Annotated in this window: 17 protein-coding genes; 8 read left to right on the forward strand and 9 right to left on the reverse strand. The window is 41.3% G+C overall.

Features of this window, described 5'->3' with window-relative positions; genetic code table 11:
- Positions 1 to 153: 153 nt before the first annotated feature.
- From GBI66_RS02325 to GBI66_RS02340, 4 genes are all read right to left on the reverse strand, one after another.
- Positions 154 to 861, reverse strand: coding sequence for a diphthine--ammonia ligase (locus GBI66_RS02325; RefSeq protein ID WP_151715032.1), 708 nt, complete (start codon positions 859 to 861; stop codon positions 154 to 156).
- Positions 858 to 1,664, reverse strand: a complete 807-nt coding sequence (locus tag GBI66_RS02330) for an SDR family NAD(P)-dependent oxidoreductase (protein ID WP_151715033.1) — start codon at positions 1,662 to 1,664, stop codon at positions 858 to 860. The genes GBI66_RS02325 and GBI66_RS02330 overlap by 4 nt, the downstream gene beginning before the upstream one ends.
- Before the next feature lie 13 nt (positions 1,665 to 1,677).
- Positions 1,678 to 2,340, reverse strand: coding sequence for a hypothetical protein (locus tag GBI66_RS02335; RefSeq protein ID WP_151715034.1), 663 nt, complete (start codon positions 2,338 to 2,340; stop codon positions 1,678 to 1,680).
- A gap of 113 nt (positions 2,341 to 2,453) precedes the next feature.
- Positions 2,454 to 3,134, reverse strand: a complete 681-nt coding sequence (locus tag GBI66_RS02340) for a hypothetical protein (protein ID WP_151715035.1) — start codon at positions 3,132 to 3,134, stop codon at positions 2,454 to 2,456.
- Between the two features lie 372 nt (positions 3,135 to 3,506).
- On the opposite strand from GBI66_RS02340, the gene GBI66_RS02345 reads away from it, so the two are divergent.
- Positions 3,507 to 6,407, forward strand: a complete 2,901-nt coding sequence (locus tag GBI66_RS02345) for a valine--tRNA ligase (RefSeq protein ID WP_151715036.1) — start codon at positions 3,507 to 3,509, stop codon at positions 6,405 to 6,407.
- A gap of 160 nt (positions 6,408 to 6,567) precedes the next feature.
- On the opposite strand, the gene GBI66_RS02350 is transcribed toward GBI66_RS02345, so the two are convergent.
- The 3 genes from GBI66_RS02350 to GBI66_RS02360 all read right to left on the reverse strand — a co-directional run bounded on the left by GBI66_RS02350 (position 6,568) and on the right by GBI66_RS02360 (position 8,763).
- The gene (locus tag GBI66_RS02350; RefSeq protein WP_151715037.1) at positions 6,568 to 6,939 is read right to left on the reverse strand and encodes an endonuclease domain-containing protein; all 372 of its coding nucleotides are present in this window, start codon (positions 6,937 to 6,939) and stop codon (positions 6,568 to 6,570) included.
- Positions 6,940 to 7,053: 114 nt separating this feature from the next.
- Positions 7,054 to 8,073, reverse strand: coding sequence for a molecular chaperone DnaJ (locus tag GBI66_RS02355; RefSeq protein WP_151715038.1), 1,020 nt, complete (start codon positions 8,071 to 8,073; stop codon positions 7,054 to 7,056).
- 102 nt (positions 8,074 to 8,175) lie between these two features.
- Complete coding sequence (locus GBI66_RS02360; RefSeq protein ID WP_151715163.1) at positions 8,176 to 8,763, reverse strand: hypothetical protein; 588 nt, start codon at positions 8,761 to 8,763, stop codon at positions 8,176 to 8,178.
- Between the two features lie 162 nt (positions 8,764 to 8,925).
- On the opposite strand from GBI66_RS02360, the gene GBI66_RS02365 reads away from it, so the two are divergent.
- Positions 8,926 to 9,534, forward strand: a complete 609-nt coding sequence (locus tag GBI66_RS02365) for a hypothetical protein (RefSeq protein ID WP_151715039.1) — start codon at positions 8,926 to 8,928, stop codon at positions 9,532 to 9,534.
- A gap of 65 nt (positions 9,535 to 9,599) precedes the next feature.
- On the opposite strand, the gene GBI66_RS02370 is transcribed toward GBI66_RS02365, so the two are convergent.
- Positions 9,600 to 10,385, reverse strand: coding sequence for a 3-hydroxybutyrate dehydrogenase (locus tag GBI66_RS02370; RefSeq protein WP_151715040.1), 786 nt, complete (start codon positions 10,383 to 10,385; stop codon positions 9,600 to 9,602).
- Positions 10,386 to 10,457: 72 nt separating this feature from the next.
- The gene (locus tag GBI66_RS02375) at positions 10,458 to 11,882 is read right to left on the reverse strand and encodes a GntP family permease (protein ID WP_151715041.1); all 1,425 of its coding nucleotides are present in this window, start codon (positions 11,880 to 11,882) and stop codon (positions 10,458 to 10,460) included.
- 505 nt (positions 11,883 to 12,387) lie between these two features.
- Here GBI66_RS02375 and GBI66_RS02380 point away from each other — a divergent pair.
- The 6 genes from GBI66_RS02380 (at position 12,388) to GBI66_RS02405 (ending at position 19,266) form a co-directional block, all read left to right on the forward strand.
- A complete protein-coding gene (locus tag GBI66_RS02380; RefSeq protein ID WP_151715042.1) occupies positions 12,388 to 13,272 on the forward strand; it encodes a LysR family transcriptional regulator in 885 nt (294 codons plus the stop codon).
- A gap of 178 nt (positions 13,273 to 13,450) precedes the next feature.
- Positions 13,451 to 14,155 carry a CoA transferase subunit A gene (locus tag GBI66_RS02385; RefSeq protein ID WP_151715043.1) on the forward strand — a complete coding sequence of 235 codons (705 nt, stop codon included), beginning with the start codon at positions 13,451 to 13,453 and terminating at the stop codon, positions 14,153 to 14,155.
- A 2-nt stretch (positions 14,156 to 14,157) separates the two neighbouring features.
- Positions 14,158 to 14,799 (forward strand): CoA transferase subunit B, encoded by a 642-nt coding sequence (locus GBI66_RS02390; protein ID WP_151715044.1) that lies wholly within the window; start codon positions 14,158 to 14,160, stop codon positions 14,797 to 14,799.
- Between the two features lie 134 nt (positions 14,800 to 14,933).
- On the forward strand, positions 14,934 to 16,343 hold the full coding sequence (locus GBI66_RS02395; RefSeq protein ID WP_151715045.1) for a short-chain fatty acid transporter: 1,410 nt from the start codon (positions 14,934 to 14,936) through the stop codon (positions 16,341 to 16,343).
- 354 nt (positions 16,344 to 16,697) lie between these two features.
- Positions 16,698 to 17,885 (forward strand): ammonium transporter, encoded by a 1,188-nt coding sequence (locus GBI66_RS02400; protein ID WP_004803075.1) that lies wholly within the window; start codon positions 16,698 to 16,700, stop codon positions 17,883 to 17,885.
- A 436-nt stretch (positions 17,886 to 18,321) separates the two neighbouring features.
- The gene (locus GBI66_RS02405) at positions 18,322 to 19,266 is read left to right on the forward strand and encodes a transporter substrate-binding domain-containing protein (RefSeq protein WP_151715046.1); all 945 of its coding nucleotides are present in this window, start codon (positions 18,322 to 18,324) and stop codon (positions 19,264 to 19,266) included.
- Positions 19,267 to 19,270 lie beyond the last annotated feature (4 nt).

Genomic DNA, 19,270 nt, shown 5'->3' on the forward strand with positions numbered 1-19,270 from the left:
GCCAGAGCTTGGTATTATGCTTATTTTTCAGTGAAGACCGAATGATTGTGCAAAAAATATCTTGTTTTTATCAAGTAGTTTTTTTTAATAAAAAGTAAATAACAGGTTTAATGATTTTTAAAAATATCCTGTGTCATGCACAGGATATTTGCCTTACTCTGCAAAAATCGCTTGCCAATAGTGATAGATTTTCTCTTCCCCATCTTCTAACTTAAACTCGTATGACATCTGACGGATTTCAGCAATTTCAAATTCAACAGGATGCTTGAATAAACCGCCTGCATAAGCAAAAGTATGGTACTCGCCGTTTTCACCACAGACATCGACTTCGCTTGGCATCCGTTCAATCAAATCCGCATCGATATCTTGACCAATAAACGACTCATCTAACTTACTGGCATCAGTTACGATAATTTTGGTTTTAATGCCTGAATCTAAGAAATCCTGCATCACTTCAAGCGAGTTCAGATTCCATATCGGCTCAACCACTTCAATGCCTAAAGGATGTAACCGGTCTTCACGATATTTGCGCACATCGCTCAAGTAAATATCGCCAAAGATAAAGTGCTCAACGCCCTGTGCCTTAAAATGATTGGCTGCATCGAGCATCCGTTGCTCATAGATAGGCAAATTCTTCGGTAAAAATACAGGATAGAGTGGAATACCAATACTTTCAGCCTGCTTTTCAAGCAATGCATGCGGAATGGCATGCATGGATGACAATGCTGTTTCTTCATTGACCGTGGTTAATAAAGCAACCACCTCAAATTCATTTTGCTGTAAGACTTTATACAGTGCCAATGAAGAGTCTTTACCACCGCTCCAATTAAAAACAGCTTTCTTACGATTATTCACACTCATTTCACTTTCATTTTGCGAATCATCTTATACAACAAGTTTGGTGACAATCGAGAAACCAACACACCCAATTGTTCTTTTTTCCCACCGACCACAATATATTGCTCACCTGCCATCAAGGATTCCACCATACGCTCAGCAAATACATCGGCATCTAAACCATTTTCAATCGCTTCATCCTGATGGCCTTGAGGCTTGCCTTCACCATTTAAGGCATTAAAAGAGACATTGGTTTTGACAAAGCCCGGGAAGACCACCGAAACTTCAACACCTTCAGGTGCAACTTCAGCACGCAAACTGTTGGCCCACATATGAATGGCTGCTTTGGCTGCTGAATAGGTCGCGCGATATTGCGTACCGAGTAAACCTGCGACACTGGATACAAACACCACACGGCCTGATTTTTGTTTCAGGAAAGTTGGCAATACAGTCTTGGTAAAGAACACTTGCGAGAAATAATCAACCTCCATGATGGCACGTTCAGTTTGCATGGTGGTGTCTTGAATTAAAGCACGTTGACTTAAACCTGCATTATTGATCAGCCAATCAATACGCCCTTTACTTGCCAAAACTTGTTCATGAGCATGACGAACTTGGGCTTCATCGGTAATATCTGCGGCAATCGAAAGATGCTGTTCGGGTTTGAGTAATCCAACTCGCACTGCTTCCAGTTCATCATAACGACGCGAGGTCAGCATCACTTGTGCACCTTGCAATGCACATTCACGAGCTAAAGCTTTACCTAAGCCAGATGAAGCACCCGTAATCCAGACCACTTTATTTTCAAGAGTTTTGAGTTTTGCCATTTCCATGCCCTACCTATGCTTGATGACGCATAAATTTCAGGAAGTAATCTACATATGTTGCCGCTACTTGCTGATCAATTTGCGTGCCTAATTTTTCCAAACGTTTATAACCCAAATGTGTGGTCATATTAATCACCCCATTAAGAGTTTTATCGACCACAAAATTGAACTTGAGACATTTCTTTGGTTCACGAATCAAATGGGTGACACCAGCATCAATGACTTCGGTAAGAAGTTTGAGTGCATTTGAAATTTCTCGATGATCTCCTCCTGCCAACTTTTGGCTAGAAGCGATGACCTTTTGAGCCAAATGCTGCTCAACAGGATAAGTCATATATACCTGTTCATCTTCAAGTTGTAGGGTTTTAGAGAGATATTCCACCAAAGGGACTAAACGGTCATTGCCAAAAAATGAAATCGACCATGGCATATATTTGCGAATTGCTTCCAAAATTTGCTGAATCACTTTTTCAGATTCACCCGTTTGTGAATACTGCTGATTTTCTTGTAACAGCACCATAAATACTTGTTCAATTACTTCACAAGCCATTTCAGACAATACACTGCCCAAAGCATTGGCCTGACTTTCTTTACTTCCTTGCAATAATTGCGTCCGAATATGTGCAAAACGTGCATAAGTATCCGCATGAATATTTAAAAAAACGGCGGTGTTCATTCTCATAACCCTAATTGTAAGATTCCATAAAAAAAGAGCTTGTTCAACAAGCCCTTTAATCAGATCAATTTTTCTATCATTTTTGGCGTTGTACACGCCGAATTTAGCACACTCTATTCTGTATCGACATGCATAAATGCTAAAAAATGGTTGACGCAATCGGTTGCGGCATTGGCATCAACCTGATTGCCCATTTTCTCTAAACGCTTATAACTTAAATGTGCAGTCATATTGATCACCCCATTTAAAGTTTTATCGACTACGGTATTAAAGTTGAGACATTTTTTCGGTTCACGAATCAAGTTGGTCACGCCCAAATCCACAATCTGAATTAAGGTTTGAAATACATCAACCATGTCACTGATTTCATTATTCTTGAGTTGTGTGATCAATGTATGTGCCTGCTGCACCAACTGACGATCAATCGGATAAGACACATAAACCTGCTCATCGTGGTACTTGATCATATTGGAAAAATAATTGGCAAATGGACACAGACGTTCATTACCAAACAGTGCAATTGACCACGGCATATATTTACGTACCGCGCCAATGATCTGTTGAATGACTTTTTCCGACTCAACAGTGTACTTATGCGTCAATTGAGTTGGCTGACGATTCTGAATCAAGAGTACGGAAAACACTTGCTCGACAATATCACAGGCAATTTCGGATAACACTTCACCCAAGATTCGTGATTGACTCTCATGCGTACCTGCATTGAGCTGCTGGCGGATGGTTTCAAATTGTCCATGTGTGACGTCATTAATTTTCAACAGAATTGAATAACTCATGAGAAGCATCCCTTTTTTAGTTTTTCGCATTTTTATATTGTTGTTTTGAGCATCAATATTTTTAAGTTATGTGATGCATTACACAAATCTAATCCTATTTATTTAAAAATCCAACGCCTTTCATCGGCTTTTTTAGAAAAAAATGAAGTCTATAAAGTATTTATCTTGATTGAGCTGGCGATCATCAGTCATAAAAGCCAAATTATGAAGCTGTACTAAACACCTCCTCTATAAAAGCTCAAAAAACTGCAATTCAGACATTATTTAAGCAGCTTTTCGCATTAACACTTGGCATGGCTGAAATGCCTACAGAAGCGAGGATTTTTTGCTACAATAGATCTAATTTTTTATTCAATTTTAATCTTCTGTACTATGACTGACGCTCAATCTGCTCAAAATATTGCAACCACTTACGATCCAACCGAGATCGAAAAGAAATGGTATCAAATCTGGGAACAACAAGGTTATTTCAAACCATCAGGTCAAGGTGAATCATTCTGTATCATGATTCCACCACCGAACGTCACGGGTAGCTTGCACATGGGACATGGCTTTAACAATGCCATCATGGATGCACTGACCCGTTACAACCGTATGATGGGCAAAAATACCTTATGGCAGCCAGGAACTGACCATGCGGGGATTGCAACGCAGATGGTGGTCGAGCGTCAACTGGGTGCACAAGGTGTCAGCCGTCATGACTTGGGTCGTGAAAAATTCATCGAAAAAATCTGGGAATGGAAAGAGCAATCAGGCGATACCATCACCCGTCAGATTCGTCGTTTAGGCTCTTCAGTCGACTGGTCGCGCGAACGCTTCACTATGGATGAAGGCTTGTCTAATGCAGTAAAAGAAGTTTTCGTAAAACTGCATGAAGATGGCTTGATCTACCGTGGTAAACGCTTAGTCAACTGGGATCCGAAACTACAAACAGCGCTATCAGACTTAGAAGTTGAATCGGATAAAGAAGAAGCAGGTTCATTGTGGCACTTCAAATACTTCTTTGAAGATAAAAACCTTCGTACCCATGATGGTAAAGACCACATCGTTGTCGCTACCACTCGTCCTGAAACCTTGTTAGGTGATACCGCAGTTGCTGTGGCACTTGATGATGAACGCTATACCCACCTTGTTGGTCAGAAAATTATCCTGCCAATTACAGGTCGTGCTGTTCCAATCGTTAAAGATGAATATGTAGATAAAGAATTCGGTACAGGCTGTGTAAAAATCACCCCTGCACACGACTTTAACGACTATGAAGTTGGTAAGCGTTGTGAATTACCAATCATCAATATCTTCAATAAAAATGCAGAAGTATTGGCTGAGTTTGAATACATCGCCAAAGCGGGCGAGCAAATTTCTAAAACCATCCCTGCACCTGCGGACTATATTGGTTTAGAGCGTTTTGAAGCACGTAAAAAACTGGTTGAACAAGCAGAAGCTGAAGGCTGGTTAGATCAAATCCAATCTTATACGCTTAAACCACCACGCGGTGACCGTTCAGGTGTAATCGTTGAGCCATTATTGACAGATCAATGGTATGTAAAAATTGCTCCATTGGCGCAACCTGCAATTGAAGCGGTTCAAGACGGTCGTATCAAGTTTGTTCCTGAACAGTACAGCAACATGTACATGGCGTGGATGAACAACATCCAAGACTGGTGTATCTCTCGTCAGCTTTGGTGGGGTCACCGTATCCCAGCTTGGTACGACGCTGAAGGCAACATCTATGTGGGTCGTGACGAAGCGGAAGTTCGTGCCAAAAACAACATCCCTGCTGATGTTGTATTAAACCAAGATGAAGACGTACTGGATACATGGTTCTCTTCTGCGCTGTGGACCTTCTCAACCTTAGGTTGGACTGGCGATGCCAAGAAAGATGCGGAAAACTATTTCCTCAATACTTTCCACCCGACTGATGTATTGGTGACTGGTTTTGACATCATCTTCTTCTGGGTTGCTCGTATGATTATGTTTACGATGCACTTCATGAAGAATGAAGATGGTACGCCACAAGTACCGTTTAAAACGGTCTATGTTCACGGTCTGGTTCGTGATGGCGAAGGTCAAAAAATGTCGAAGTCGAAGGGTAACGTACTTGACCCACTTGACTTGATTGACGGTGTTGACCTTGAAACCTTGGTACAAAAACGTACGACGGGTCTGATGAACCCAAAACAAGCAGCGAAGATTGAAAAATCAACCCGTAAAGAATTCCCAGAAGGCATTCAAGCTTACGGTACTGACGCAGTTCGCTTCACGTTCTGTGCATTGGCGAATACGGGTCGTGACATTAAGTTCGATATGAAACGTGTTGAAGGCTACCGTAACTTTGCCAACAAAATCTGGAACGCGACTCGTTTCGTATTGATGAATGTTGAAGGTCAAACGGTTGCTCAAGAAGCGCGTCCTGAGCTGTGGGAACTTCCAGAAAAATGGATCATGAGCCGTCTGCAAAAAGCAGAAGCTGCGGTACATCAAGCATTCGCGACCTATCGTTTAGACCTTGCTGCACAAGCGATCTATGACTTTATCTGGAATGAATACTGTGACTGGTATGTTGAGTTAACCAAGCCAGTTCTGAATGATGCCAATGTTTCTGAAGAGCGTAAGGCAGAAGTTCGTCGTGTATTACTTGCCGTGATGGAAGCGTCTTTACGTTTGGCACATCCGTTGATGCCGTATTTGACTGAAGAAATCTGGCAAACGCTTGCACCGATGTTAGGCAAAGGCGGTGCTACGATTATGACTGCACAATATCCTGTGCCTGATCAAGCGAAAGTGAATGATCAAGCTGAAGCAGACATGCAGTGGTTACAAGGTTTGATTGGTGCGGTACGTAACATCCGTGGTGAAATGGGCTTAGGTAATGCGCGTTTATTGCCTGTATTACTCAAGAACATTTCTGATGCTGAACGTGAGCAAATCATCCGTATCGAAGCTTTATTCAAAGCATTGGCTAAAGTTGAAAGCATTGAGTTCTTAAGCAATGAGCAAGAGCCACCGTTGTCTTGTTCTAGCGTTGTTAGCCATGCATCGGTATTTGTACCAATGAAGGGCTTGATTGATCCTAAAGCTGAATTGGGTCGTTTGCAGAAGGACTTGGATAAAGTTCAAAAGCAACATGATCAAATTGCCAATAAACTTTCGAATGAAGGTTTTGTTGCTAAAGCACCAGCAGCGGTTGTTGAAGGTGAAAAAGTGAAATTGGCTGAGTTTGCTGATCAGTTAGCGAAGATTAAGCAAAGTATGGAGCAGATTGCTGCTCTGTAAAGTATTGTAATCTTAAAATTAATATGTAATATAAAGGGCTGATTATTCAGCCCTTTTTATTAAAAATAAATCTAAGTTTTTAGGTTCTTAAATTCCTTTCAAGTTGCGACATGTTGCCCTATAACTGATATACGATATTCCCTCTCCTTTTAGGAGAGGGTTAGGGAGAGGTCTTATTGGAAAGCGAACAACATTTATTCCATAAATCATCCAAAACTTTCTCAGTATTTTTTAAAATCTCATGATTCCAATATCTTACAACTCTAAAATCCAAAGCCTCTAAAAACTTAGTTCGTTCGGCATCATATTCAATCGCATCTTTAGTTCCATGCTGGCTGCCATCTAGTTCTATCACCAAACCCAATTCATGACAGTAAAAATCGACAATATAGGGGGCAATCACATGCTGTCTGCGAAATTTAAGATTCATAAATCGTTTAGCACGAAGTATTTGCCACATCAGGTGTTCTGCATCTGTCGCATTACTACGCATAGTTTTGGCGAATTCTAATAATTGTGGGTCTATTTTCATTTATTATTTTTACCTCTCCCTAACCCTCTCCTAAAAAGAGAGGGAACTTTCCTCATAAATTTTATGTAGGTATATAATAACTTGCAACTCCCTCTCCCTATGCGAGAGGGTAACTTATAATATCCCATGCCCCAATAACACCTCCACCCCACTCACCTTTTTCATATGCTTTAAACGTTCTTTTTCCCACTTCAATTGCTGCTTTAACTCAGCACAATCCGCATCTATGGCTTTATACACATCCCCAATATGCAGATGCTCAGCTTTGACTTTTTTCGCCAGCTGAAAAGAATCCAAAATCTCTTCAATTTGACTTTCAAGCTGCTGACTCTGAGCATCCAACGCCAGTTTATAAAACTTTACTTGCTCTGCCGATAACTCTTTAACTCCAACACCTTTGTTTTGCTCAAGCTGTAATTGAAGCTTGAGCAAATAAAACAAATCCTGCTGTTCATAGGCCTGACTCGCTTGCTGGAACAATTCAGTTTTTTCTTCTTTTTTAGTCTCATCTTGCTCACGGTCGGGGTGAATCATGGCAGCAATTTTTAAATATACGGTTTTCAATGACTGCGCTGCCATCTGCTCAGCTTGTTCACGTTTCTGCTGTTGTCGAAGTTGTTTGGCCTGTTCACGCGCCTGTTGTTGCTCGGCAGCATATTGCTCAAAGTCATCTTGTTCTAATGCTGCATCCTGCTCAGAATTTTCATCAGGTTCAAATTTGACTGACTGTATTTTTTTATTCTTTTTAGCCAATTGCTGGGCATGTTGCTGATAAAACATATCGATCTGCTTGACCAGCTTTAACTGTTCATCCTTCAACATTTTAGAACGCTTTAATATTTGGGCAAGCTGAGCAATTTTTTCATCCAGTTGCTGCATATCCGCTTTGGAAAACTCATGCTGCTGTAACAGCGTCCAAAGCTGATCTAACTGCTGAAACAATATTTCATGCAATTCACTATACACAGGCATCAGCTTTTGCCGTGTGTGTTGTTGAATCTCGGCTTGGGCATTCTGCCATGTGGCAAGGCTGATTTTTTGCTGTTCTATTTGATCAATCAGGCGATTCAGCTTTTTCTGCTGTGAGGAAGGTTCAGCCCTTTGCTTTAAACTGACTTTGAGATCAAAGGACATATGCTTCCGCCTAAAAATTAAAAAGTGTAGCAATAATCAGCCGACAAAGGCAGCAAACACCCTAAATATCGTGTTTGGAAAAACGAGTCGCTTAACTAAGCTTTACTCATCACCAAATAAGGCATTGGCTGAAACGACTTTGGTAATTTTAACCTTATCCTGTTTCAGCAAGGGATAGATTTTTTGTCTAAGTGCATCACTGGTCATACTGCCATTCAAATTCAGTAACACAGGCTCTTCGCTCAGTGATCCTTTGCCCAAGTACTCTTGATTCAAATCATTGGTGGTTGCTTGATTCACCACCACAAAATAGCCTGAAATGCCTTTGACCTGACCACAAGCCAAACTTTGTGGTGACCAATCCCCTTGGCGAATCACTTTTTGTAACGTATAGCCTTTGCTTTTTAATTGCTGCGTTTGTGCTGCGGTTGCAATTGGAAAATCAATGCGCTTTTGCTGTCCTTTCCAATTCACCAGCAAATAACTCGATTGACAAGATTCACGCATGACACCTCCACTTCCTCTCAATGCACCCTCATCTGGATCAAAACAGGATGAAATCACTTGAAAAGTTGCTTCACCACAATGCAACGGCTCAGATTGATAGGTCTTGAATGGCGTTGCTTGAGCGTGGCTCAACTGAGTTAAACATAAGGATATAAGACAAAAGTTGGCAAATTTATTGTTCATATAAGGTCGTATTAGAATTAAAGGCTGGTTCATTCTAACTCAAAAAATAGCGACTAAAGAAAGTCCTCATCCTCTTCGATTTGAATTAAACATTAAAAATGACAAACCCAACTTTTAAGCTAAAATCTGTTATATACATCATCATTTAAATACTCGAATTGTATGAAGAATAAAGTCCTATTACTCACCTCATTTATTTTGCTCACTGGATGTAATGAAAAACCTAAGCCTTCATCGGAAGGCGATCAACCCACACCAAAAGCAGCTCAGCAGACTCAAGCCGTATCAGAACCTGTGCTTATTCCTGCTACACCCGAATCCGATTATCTCGCCAATAATTCAACCCCACTACCAAAAGGCTATTCAGTCGATACAACCCATCTCAAAAAGCCTTTGTTTATTGATTTTGATGGCGATGGAGATCTGGATACCTTTCGAGTACTGAAAAACCCAAATAAAAAAGGAATGAAATATCTCTTTGAATTCCGTATCTCAAATAGCGACAAAGTTTATTACTACGAAAATACAGATAAAGATTATGACCTCGATATTTTCGGAACTTTTGAAGTTGCACCTAAAACAGATATTTACGTGGATGAAGACTATCGCTTTGATGAAGATGGAAATATCTTAGCTGATGAGCAAATTGACCCAAAACATTATCTAAAGTTCAAGGGTGATGGTATTTCTGTCAATGTTTTAGAAGAAACCTGTGCAACATCTGTATTTTTCTTAACAGATGAAAAAATTAAACGAATTGCGCTGTGCTAACTCATCACGTTCATTTCATAACAAAAGCCGCCCAATTGAGCGGCTTTTTCAATCACGTAAACGGATTACTGTGCGGTATAACCACCATCCATCACCACCGCCTGTCCTGTAATACCTGCGCCTTTGTTGCTGGCTAAGAAAATCGCATAGTCTGCAATTTCTTCAACGCTAAGTAGACGCTTCTGCGGTACCATCGCCAAAATCACATCTTCCAAAGCACTTTCCAGACTGACATTACGGGTTTTGGCTAAATCTGCAATTTGTCCACGCACCAATGGCGTATCCACATAACCCGGACATAATGCATTCACGGTAATGCCGTCACGGGCACATTCTAAAGCCGCCACTTTGGTTAAACCAATCACTCCATGCTTGGCACTGTTATACCCGGCCTTACCTGCAAAGCCAATCAAACCATTGATCGAAGACATATTGATAATACGACCATATTGCTGCGCTTTCATAATCGGAAAAGCATGTTTAATTCCGATAAATGAACCTGTCAACATTACCTGTACCAGTTTCTGATAAATCTCCGTTGAGAAGTCTTCAATTGCGGCGACATGCTGAAAGCCTGCATTATTGATCAGAATATCCAAACGCCCAAAAGTTTGTGTGGTCAAATCAATCGCGGCTTTATAAGCCTGTTCATCAGTCACATCACAAGGCGCAGACAAAGCCTCAAAACCCTGCTGTTTTAACTGCTCTACCGCTTGCTGGCATTTCTCTGCATTGACATCAGAAATCACCACTTTCGCGCCTTCCTGCGCAAATTTCTTCGCAATTTCCAAACCAATCCCACTAGCGGAACCCGTAATAAAGGCTACTTTGGCTTCGAGTTGTTGAGTCACTGTGTTACTCCTATTCTTGATGATCTTGATTGCTCACCCGTTAGTACTAGCAAGCTCAAATTAAAATTCAACTTAGACAATACCGAACCATGTAAATGCAGCAATCACCACAAATACTGCCAAGGTTTTAATAATGGTGACTGCAAAAATATCTTTATAGGATTGCTTATGAGTTAAGCCTGTAACCGCAAGCAAGGTAATCACCGCACCATTATGTGGGAGCGTGTCCATACCACCCGATGCCATCGCCACCACACGATGCATCACTTCTGGTGGAATGCCTGCCGCCAAAATTGCCGCGTTATAAGTTTCTGCCATCGCACTCAAGGCAATACTCATCCCACCCGATGCCGAACCTGTAATCCCTGCCAACACTGTCGTGGTCACTGCACCATTGACTAAAGGATTGGTAAAAGTGGTGCCCAGCGCATGACTAATCAAAGCAAAGCCCGGCAATGCCGCAATAATCGCACCAAAACCATATTCAGAAGCGGTATTCATCACCGCCAATAATGAACCACTGATACTGGCATTGACGCCTTCTTTAAAGTTGGTCACCACGCGCTGATAATCAAATAAAATTGCCGCAATAATCCCGACAATCAAGGCCAAACCGACTGCCCAAATTGCCCCAGTTTTCGCCACATCAACAGTGTAGTTGGCGAGACCAATCGCATTAAAATCAAAACCATTCGGATACCATTCTTTGATTGCTGTAGATAGATAACGGTTCATCACTGCAACCAGAATCAACGGCACAAAGGCCATGCCTTGACGTAGTACTGAACCATTGTTTTGGGTTGATGACTCAATATTGATTGCTGTTTGCGAGACGACATCTTCAGCAGCAAAACCTGCATAGCCTTCACCTGTACGAACAGCAGCTTTACGGCGTGACTCCAAATACAATAAGCCCATGCTCAAGACGAAGACCGCCCCAATGACACCCAAAAACGGCGCTGCATAAATATTGGTGCCAAAGAATGTGGTTGGAATCACGTTCTGAATTTGCGGTGTACCCGGTAAGGCATCCATGGTGAATGTAAACGCACCAAGGGCAATGGTGCCGGGAATCAAACGTTTTGGAATATTGGCTTGTTGGAACAACTGATTAGCAAATGGATAAATCGCAAATACCGCCACAAACAGACTGACACCGCTATAAGTCAAAATGGCACCAAGTAAAACAACCGTTAAAATGGCTTTCTTTGCGCCAATTAAATTGACAATGGTACGGGCAATCGACTCGGCAATACCCGACATTTCTACCACTTTGCCAAAGATTGCGCCTAGCAAGAACACCAAGAAATAGTCTTTAATGAAATTGACCATTTTCGGCATGAAAACGCCCGAATAAAACGGCAACACATTGGTGGGGTTAATCAGAAAAACCGCCAGCAATGCGCACAACGGCGCCATGAGAATCACTGAAAAACCGCGATAGGCCGTGTACATCAGCAAGCCTAAAGACAGCAGAATGACAAATAAGTCCCACATATTCTTTTACTCCATTCCAAAGAATATATGTCAGGGTCAACCAAATTATTTTTTTTATACTGTGTGGTGGTTATCCTAACCATAAATAAAATCAAGATACTGCCGATTGCAGTACAGAATATAAAACAATGGCGCATGTTAAAACGTATTTTAAAATAGCATTAAAATCACAAAAAACAAGATGATTAAAACAAAATAAATAATTTTAATTAATACTAAAAATCAACACCTTAAATAAATTAATATTAAATATTTTAATTGATTAATAAAACAAATTAACTATTCAAAAATACTCATCAATCCCATCGAGTTATATTTAGCTTATTCTTTTTAAAATCCATTTTTCGATATTGAGATAAAATAAATCAATAATCGCATGTTGGATTTTTAAAAATAAATGGCTTGCCACTCGCCACCGAATTAACAAAAATGCCAGTCACAATGTGCTGTTTTTTTTATAAATTACAGCATATAAATCAAAAACTTTCCGCATAGGTCGTCCACCATGACTTTAAAGCAACTCAAAGCATTTCTGGCTTTGACTCGTACCCTGAATTATGCAAATGCCTCTGCTGAATTGCATCTCAGTCAATCTGCTTTAAGTCTCAGTATCAAATCATTGGAAGAAGAACTGGGCGGCAAGCTGTTTAAACGCAATACCCGTCGGGTTGAACTAACCCAAGAAGGAAAATCATTGATCCCCTATGCCAAGAAGCTACTGGCCAATTGGGAAGATATGGAAAAAGACGTAAAACAGCGTTTTAAACTCAATCGCGGCACACTCAATATTGCCTCGATGCCCTTTGTCACGCATGCAATTTTACCGCAAGTGATTCATAGCTTTTTAGCCAAACATCCCAATATCAGCTTTTCCATTCATGATATTCCCAATGAGAAAGTACTGGAAAATGTTCAGGATGGCATTTTTGAAATTGGGATTTGTTTTGAGCCGCCACGCAATGATCAACTGGAATTTAAGCCTTTATTTGAGGAAGATTTTCTTGCGCTCTTACCAAAGACTCATCCTTTGGCAAGTACGGATTCGATCAGTTGGAAACAGCTGTGTGCCAATCCCTTTGTCACCTTACAACATCCCTCGATCGTTCGACATCTGATTGAAGAAAACTGTCTTAAAAACCATCTGACTTTAGATTTAAAAGTCGAATGTCATCAGATCAGTTCCCTCTCCAGCTTTGTGGCATTGGATATGGGGGTCAGTGCCATCCCCCGTCATTTTCAGAATTTTATCGACAAGGAACATAATGTCTTAATCGAAATTGAGGACGGCAAACTGCCCCAAGCGATTGGCATTGTCTATAAAAAAGACTTTGAGCTTTCCAATATTTCAGCCGAGTTTATCGAGATATTGCTACAACATGATTTTGGCTAAACCATTTCGGTCTCTACACCAACATAGACTCGCTCCGTCACAGTTCCTTTTGAACGGAATAGATGAAATTTATTATATTAATGAGTTTCCCTCATTAATCCTTTAAAAATTTAAACTTCTGTAAATAATCCCTGAGTGCTAAAACTATTAGAAACCAAGGAATTTACAGGTGAAAAAAATGAATAAAGTCTATTCAACCGCAGCACTGGCACTGCAAGATGTGGTGCAAGATCAACAAACATTTGCGGTTGGCGGTTTTGGCCTATGTGGTATTCCTGAGGCATTAATCCAAGCACTGAAAGAAACTGGTGTAACAGGCCTCACTTGTATTTCCAATAATGCAGGCATTGATGATTTTGGCTTGGGTGTCTTGCTCAAGACCCGACAAATTAAAAAAATGATTTCTTCTTATGTGGGCGAAAATAAAGAATTTGAACGCCAGTATCTGAATGGCGAACTTGAAGTTGAACTCACACCTCAAGGCACACTCGCCGAAAAATTACGCGCTGGTGGTGCAGGTATTCCTGCCTTTTATACCGCAACAGGTGCAGGCACCTTGGTGGCTGAAGGTAAAGAACAGCGTGAATTTAATGGTCGTACCTATATCCTTGAACCGTCACTGACCGCAGATGTGGCACTGGTTAAAGCCTATAAAGCCGACAAAGCTGGCAATCTGGTGTTCCGTAAAACCGCGCAAAACTTCAACCCTGAATGTGCAATGGCTGGAAAAATCACCATTGCCGAAGTCGAACAGATTGTTGAAATTGGCGACTTGGATCCAGATGAAATTCATTTAGCGGGCATTTACGTCAATCGTGTGGTACTAAATGCCACGCCAGAAAAACGTATCGAACAAAAAACCCTAAAAGCACAGGACGCATAATCATGGCATGGACACGTGAACAAATGGCACAACGTGCCGCGCAAGAATTACAAGATGGTTTCTACGTCAATCTTGGTATTGGCCTGCCAACACTGGTTGCCAACTACATCCCAGAAGATATGGATGTGTGGTTGCAATCGGAGAATGGTCTACTTGGGATTGGTGAATTTCCAACCGAACAACAACTCGATCCTGATTTAATTAATGCAGGCAAACAAACCGTTACTGCTCGTGCAGGTGCGGCATTTTTCTCAAGCAGTGAATCCTTTGCCATGATTCGTGGCGGACACGTCAATATCGCAATTCTAGGTGCTATGGAAGTCTCTGAACAAGGTGACCTCGCCAACTGGATGATTCCGGGCAAAAAAGTCAAAGGCATGGGCGGCGCGATGGACTTAGTTGCAGGCGTTCAACGTGTGGTGGTGCTGATGGAACACAATGCCAAAGATGGTACCGCTAAAATCGTTAAACAGTGCAGCTTACCACTCACAGGTCAAAAAGTCGTACATCGTATCATTACCGACTTGGGTGTTTTAGATGTTGTCGCAGAAGGCATCAAACTGGTGGAGTTAGCACCAGATGTCACTGAACAACAAATTCAAGATGCCACAGGTGTTGAGCTTTTGATTGAAGCCAAAGCTTAACGCTACACACCCTTTTATTTTTCTCGTTGAAGTGATGCTGTAATGGCATCACTTTTCGCTGTTTTCTCAACAGCAAAAACTCATTTAGGACAAATGAGTAAGGTGCAACAAAATTAAAAAAATGGATGCTAAAGATGAATAAACAACCTGCCCTGTTAGAACGGTTTGCCCTGCGTATTAGTAACTGGTCGGAAAAATGGTTTCCAGACTCTTATATCTTTGCCCTGCTCGGTGTGATTATCGTTTCCTTTGCTGCAATCAGTATCGGGGCTTCGGTACAAGATGTCGCCAGCTCCTTTGGGAATGGTTTTTGGAGTTTAATCCCTTTCACTCTGCAAATGACCATGCTGATTATTGTTGGCTATGTAGTTTCGGTTTCTGCACCTGTGAAAAAGCTGATTCAGAAGATGGCGCGTATCCCCCATTCGGGACGCAGTGCTATTGTATTGGTGGCTACGGTCAGTTTATTGATTTCTTTGGTCAATTGGGCGGTTAGTACCATTTTGACGGCTTTACTGGTGATTGCGCTGGCAAAGCGTAAAGAATTACAAATGGACTATCGTGCAGCAGCAGCTGCCGCAATCATTGGCATGGGTGCAACGTGGGCACTCGGTATCAGTTCTTCTGCAGCACAATTACAGGCCAATAAAGCCAGTCTGCCTGAATCGATCTATAACTTAACCGGTGTGATTCCATTTACAGAAACCATCTTCCTGTGGCAATCCATGTTAATGACTTTAATCTTGGTGATTGTTTCGATTGCGATTGCCTATTGGTCTGCACCTAAGGGCGACAATGTCAAAACCATGCAGGATTTTGAGCTGAGTTTTGAGGAAGAAGAAAAGACCGAAGTCAAATCGACCCGACCTGGGGATTGGTTGGAGAACTCACCGCTTTTGACCATTATTGTGGTGGCATTAGGCTTGATCTGGATGTTTATCGAGTTTTCAAAAACCAATCCTATCATCGCTATTTCCAGTCTCAATACCTATAACTTTGTGTTTTTGATGCTGGGTCTGGCACTACATCGTACCCCGCGTAATTTCCTCAATGCAGTGAGTCAGGCGGTGCCTGCGGTCTCAGGGATTCTGATCCAGTTCCCACTCTATGGCAGTATCGCCTTTATTATGACCCAAGCGCTGAATAGTCAGGATTTATCGCTGTCGCACTATATCGCTGAATTCTTTGTCTCGATTGCTTCCAAAGAGACCTTTGCGATTGTGATGGGCATCTACTCTGCGGTACTGGGTTTCTTTGTTCCCTCTGGCGGTGGTAAATGGATTATTGAGGCGCCTTATGTCATGCAGGCTGCCAATGATTTACAAGTGCATTTAGGCTGGTCGGTACAGATTTATAATGCGGCAGAAGCATTACCCAATTTGATCAATCCCTTCTTTATGCTGCCGATGTTGGGGATTTTAAAACTCAAGGCCAAAGACGTGATTGGTTTTACCGTGACTCAATTGGTGTTCCATCTTCCGTTAGTACTGTTCTTATTGTGGATTTTAGGACGTACCCTCAGCTATAGCCCACCTGTTATGTAAGACCAGCAACAATTGTACAGCGCTGCTTTTTATATTGAACATTACGGATATGAAAAGTGGCGTGAGCTGTTCTTGAACACAACAAAAAACATCTCCCCATTTACATTCAAATCCCTACGACTCCTTTCATTTAGAAGTGCCCAGAACTGTGCTATTTTTAAGCAAATTGCACCACTTTTCACCAAAATTACAATTTAATTTCTAAATTGGTGCGTTTTTTGCTTTATAAATTTCATCAAATTGAGTTGTTTCAATACAGCTTGAGTTTTTAGATTTACTAAATCTATTTTGGTGCAGAAAATGAATCAAATATTTGCATCAAAATAAAATTTAGCACTTTTTTTGAGCACCACTATGCAAAACGTAGATCTATTTTTCTTACTGCTCGGTGCAGTACTGGTATTAGCAATGCACGCTGGCTTTGCGTTCTTGGAATTGGGCACGGTACGCCATAAAAACCAAGTCAATGCATTGAGTAAAATCCTTACCGATTTTGCCATTTCAGCGATTGCCTATTTCTTTGTAGGCTATTGGATTGCATATGGTCAAAACTTTTTCCATGCAGGCAGTACCTTAGCAGCCGATCATGGCTATAACTTAATGCGTTGTTTCTTCTTACTGACCTTTGCCGCTGCAATTCCTGCGATTATTTCGGGTGGTATCGCAGAACGTGCCAAGATGCGTGCTCAAGCGATTGCAACATTGATCTTGGTAGCACTGATTTATCCTTTCTTCGAAGGCATGATTTGGAATGGTAACTATGGTCTGCAAAAGTGGTTAGAGAACTCTTTTGGTGCAAGTTTCCATGATTTTGCAGGTTCTGTTGTGGTTCATGCAATGGGTGGCTGGATTGCCCTTGCTGCGGTAATTTTGCTCGGTGCTCGTCATGGTCGTTATAAAAATGATGGTCGTGTCAGTGCCCATCCACCATCATCTATTCCATTCCTTGCTTTAGGTTCATGGATTCTGATTGTGGGCTGGTTTGGCTTTAACGTGATGAGTGCACAACGAGTTGAAGCCATCTCTGGTCTGGTTGCAATTAACTCTCTCATGGCAATGGTGGGTGGAACTTTAGCTGCCAATTTCATGGGCAAAGATGACCCTGGTTTCTTACACAATGGTCCATTGGCTGGATTGGTCGCAATCTGTGCAGGTTCCGATATTGTGCACCCAATTGGTGCGTTAGTAATTGGTGGTACTGCGGGTGCACTATTTGTTTACCTGTTTACTTACACTCAAAACAAACTCAAAGTCGATGATGTGCTTGGGGTATGGCCATTACACGGTGTATGTGGTGCATTAGGTGGCATTGCAGCAGGAATCTTTGGACAACAAGCTCTCGGTGGTCTAGGTGGTGTTTCCATCATTTCACAAATTATTGGTACCAGTTTAGGTATTGGCGTTGCGCTTGCAGGTGGTTTCATTGTCTATGGTCTACTCAAAGTAACCATAGGAATTCGTCTTTCTCAAGAAGATGAATACCGTGGCGCAGACCTTTCCATTCATAAAATTTCAGCGAATTCGGAAGAATCGATGTTCTAGTTTTTCACACCTTTTTAAGCGGCGGAAACGTCGCTTTTTTTATTTGATATCAAAAAGTATAAACTCAAATTTACGGATTCATTGCAACGCAAAAAAGCTGGTTGATTGGTCATCGCCAACGTTTGAAATACAACATCCCATACCGCTTTTTATGGTTGAATTAGAACTCTAAATCTACTTCATGGCACACATTATGCTTTATGTTTCTTGCAATTTTTACTGTAATTCATTCATTTAAAAATTGCTTAATTCATCGACAGTTACTATTAACAAAACGGTAAAGAATATCGCTTGAGCAATCGTATTGAAGTCTATTAAGATGAAAAATAATGTATTTTTTATGCATAAAAAAGAACACATTATTTTTCATAACAATGAACGGTTAAACCGCAACAATTACGAATGCGATCATAACGATACAAAAGGAGTTTTGTATATGACACCTAAACGCACCATGACCTCCCTGCTTTGTGCAAGCGCTCTGATGCTCGGATTAAGTGCTTGTAGTGACAATAAAGCACCCGCTGCGGGTGAAAAAGCTGCTGAAGGTAGTGCTTCCGCCTCTGGTACGTTAAACAAAATCAAAAGCTCTGGCACGATTGTGCTGGGTTATCGTGATTCATCTATTCCATTTTCCTATATTGCGTCCACCCCAAATCAGCCAGTAGGTTATGCACACGATCTACAACTTAAGGTTGTTGAAGCCGTAAAGCAGAAGCTGAACATGCCAGATCTGAAAATCCGCTATAACCTCGTCACCAGTCAGAACCGTATTCCATTGGTTTCGAATGGTACGGTAGATCTGGAATGTGGCTCAACCACCAACAATAAAGAGCGACAACAACAGGTTGATTTTTCTGTTGGTTTCTTTGAGGTCGGCTCTCGACTGCTGACTGCTAAAAACTCTGGAATTAAAGATTTCTCAGATTTAAAAGGCAAAAAATTGGTGACAACGGCAGGAACCACATCTGAACGCTATATCCGTCAACATCAACAAGAACTTGGGATTGGCGAAATTATTTCTGCCAAAGACCATGCTGAATCTTTCTTGATGCTGCAAAATGGTCGTGCTGTGGCATTTATGATGGATGATATTCTGCTCGCAGGTGAAAAATCTAAAGCCAAAGATCCAAATCAATGGGACATTGTCGGTACTGCGCCAATCCATGAAATCTATGGTTGTATGCTGCGTAAGGGTGATACAGGCTTTAAACAGGTCGTCGATGATGCCATCAAAGCAACCTATGCTTCTGGTGAAATCAATAAAATGTATGAAAAATGGTTCCAGCAACCGATTCCACCTAAAAATATTAATTTGAACTTTGCAATGTCCGATCAACTCAAAGCATTAATCAGCAGTCCGCATGATCGGGATCAATAATTTG

Source organism: Acinetobacter sp. TUM15071, from assembly GCF_008980925.1.
Classification (GTDB): Bacteria; Pseudomonadota; Gammaproteobacteria; order Pseudomonadales; family Moraxellaceae; genus Acinetobacter; species Acinetobacter dispersus.